The following is a 1924-nucleotide window of genomic DNA, read 5'->3' as shown; positions in this document are numbered from 1 at the left end:
GAACTAGGCTTACCGACGTTGGCTAGACTGGCATGACGCTTGCTTTTGCAAGAGGAGTGACAGTAGCCAATGTGGTGAAACCCGAGCAAGGGCGAGCTGTGCGAGTCCCGCAGCGATGCGGTAAGCCGTAGTTATGCGTAGTGCTTTTATTTAAGCTGTGATTCATTGGTTGAAAATATAAATTCTTCAGATTCTGAGACTAATTTATTGTTATAATAAGAGATTAATTCGGAAGAAGCATCAAAGTGAGGAATTTTCTTGCTAGAAATTAATAATCCTAGAGAAGGAGTAATTGGATAGAAAAGTTCCATCTGCTCCGGGGATCCCCAGCTTTCGAAATTAAATGCATGGTTATAGATAGGCTGGTCTGAAGTTAAAAAATCGATATCAGTATTGTTCCTTATTAATGTAAAGTTTCCATCACTTGAAATCCAGTTACCTAGAAAATCAGCACTTAAAAATGCTAGAGCATGAGAGATCGTTTCAATATTTATGGTTTTATGTTCAGGCTTTTGGAATAAAGGCTCAAAATCCTTCATTAGTGAATGTCTTATTTTTTTTGTCCTAGTATATTGTAATCCCAGAAAATAGGAAAAGTTATCTCTGTTTCTTTGGATATTCAGCATTTCAAGGTCACCCTTGTATAGCGATTCCAACAAAGGCTTTCCAATGTTTTCAATGAAAGTGTGATAATTTTCTAAATATTCCTTTTTTTCATCTCCTTTTGAGTTTGAAGCTTTTACAAGGATGTCGATATTCGATTCCATTACTGGAATTGCTGTTTCGTCTATTTTATCAAGAATATTTCGAATGATAGCTAATTCATCTGATGAAAGAGTTTCTAAGACATAAAAATAATTTTCTTGAGCGACATTATTTAATGATGTATTGAAAATTTTCTCATCTCTTTTGCACCAGATTTTATCATTTTTTGTCCATGGTTTTAGATAATGTCTCCAAACATAATGTTGATTTTTTTTCATTTTAATTTTAAAGCATTACGCATAACGAACTAGGCTTGCCGACGTTGGCTAGACTGGCACGACACTTGCCTTTTGCAAGGGGAGTGACAGTAGCCAATGTGGTGAAACCCAAGCAAGGGTGAGCTTTGCGAATCCCGCAGCGAAGCGGTAAGCCGTAGTTATGCGAAGTAGAGGTAGTTAACCGACTTTCTTAAATTCTTCGTTCACTTTCTCTGAAAGTAAAATCTTGATGAGTGATTGATATGGTACATCATTTTTATTTGCTAAAGTTTTAAGTCTTTCTAGAAGAGCTTCTGGCAATCTCAGAGATATCATTTTGGTAGAAGGTTTAAGATTCGGGAATGAAATTTTCTCTAAATTTTGAAAATTGAAAAAATCAGTAGCATCATTTTTATCCCAGAATTCAATTTCCTCATCCGTAGATTTGAATTTAGGAATTTTCTTTTTGATAGTTTTCATAAATCTTTCTTTCCTTTTTACTCATATCTCTAACAGAAATAATTCTAATTTTATTATTACGAATTGTGAATACTGCGAATAGCCTTCTTGAATCATTTGAAATACCTAAGGCAGCAAATCTCATTTCATTTTCTGAATGATTTTCATCGTGAGAGATAAGTAAAGGCTCATTAAAGAATATTTCTTCAATTTCTCCAGCTTTTACATGATGCTTAAGCCAATTCTTGCTAATATTTCCCTTATCCCAGTCGAAACCTTCAATTAAGGTGAAATCAGGCAATTTCATGTATATGTCTAGGATATACAGAATTTAAGTATTTACAACTATTTTTTTTGACACTCTTTTCCTATTTTGCTTATTTAATCTAAACTGTTACCCATGTCCTGAGGCAAACATTACCTCTATTTCGCATAACGAACTAGGCTTACCGAAGTCCCCTGACCCTGAGTCCCAAAGGGACGTTAGGGACTGGCACAGAGCT

At 35.0% G+C, this 1924-nt stretch carries 3 protein-coding genes; all 3 read right to left on the bottom strand.

Annotated features, from left to right (window positions below):
• Nucleotides 1–146: 146 nt before the first annotated feature.
• A complete protein-coding gene (locus EHS15_RS16105; RefSeq protein WP_135761619.1) occupies nt 147–983 on the bottom strand; it encodes a DUF4238 domain-containing protein in 837 nt (278 codons plus the stop codon).
• 177 nt (nt 984–1160) lie between these two features.
• On the bottom strand, nt 1161–1442 hold the full coding sequence (locus EHS15_RS16100) for a BrnA antitoxin family protein (RefSeq protein ID WP_135761618.1): 282 nt from the start codon (nt 1440–1442) through the stop codon (nt 1161–1163).
• Nucleotides 1414–1728 (bottom strand): BrnT family toxin, encoded by a 315-nt coding sequence (locus tag EHS15_RS16095; protein WP_167884257.1) that lies wholly within the window; start codon nt 1726–1728, stop codon nt 1414–1416. Before EHS15_RS16095 ends, EHS15_RS16100 begins: the two co-directional genes overlap by 29 nt.
• Nucleotides 1729–1924 lie beyond the last annotated feature (196 nt).

The organism is Leptospira idonii (assembly GCF_004770995.1).
Classification (GTDB): Bacteria; Spirochaetota; Leptospiria; order Leptospirales; family Leptospiraceae; genus Leptospira_A; species Leptospira_A idonii.
This window is presented reverse-complemented; position numbering and strand designations above follow the sequence as displayed.

Coding starts and splice junctions, on each gene's coding strand:
- EHS15_RS16100 (WP_135761618.1), bottom strand. CDS start 1,442: ATGAAAACTATCAAAAAGAAAATTCCTAAATTCAAATCTACGGATGAG.
- EHS15_RS16105 (WP_135761619.1), bottom strand. CDS start 983: ATGAAAAAAAATCAACATTATGTTTGGAGACATTATCTAAAACCATGG.
- EHS15_RS16095 (WP_167884257.1), bottom strand. CDS start 1,728: ATGAAATTGCCTGATTTCACCTTAATTGAAGGTTTCGACTGGGATAAG.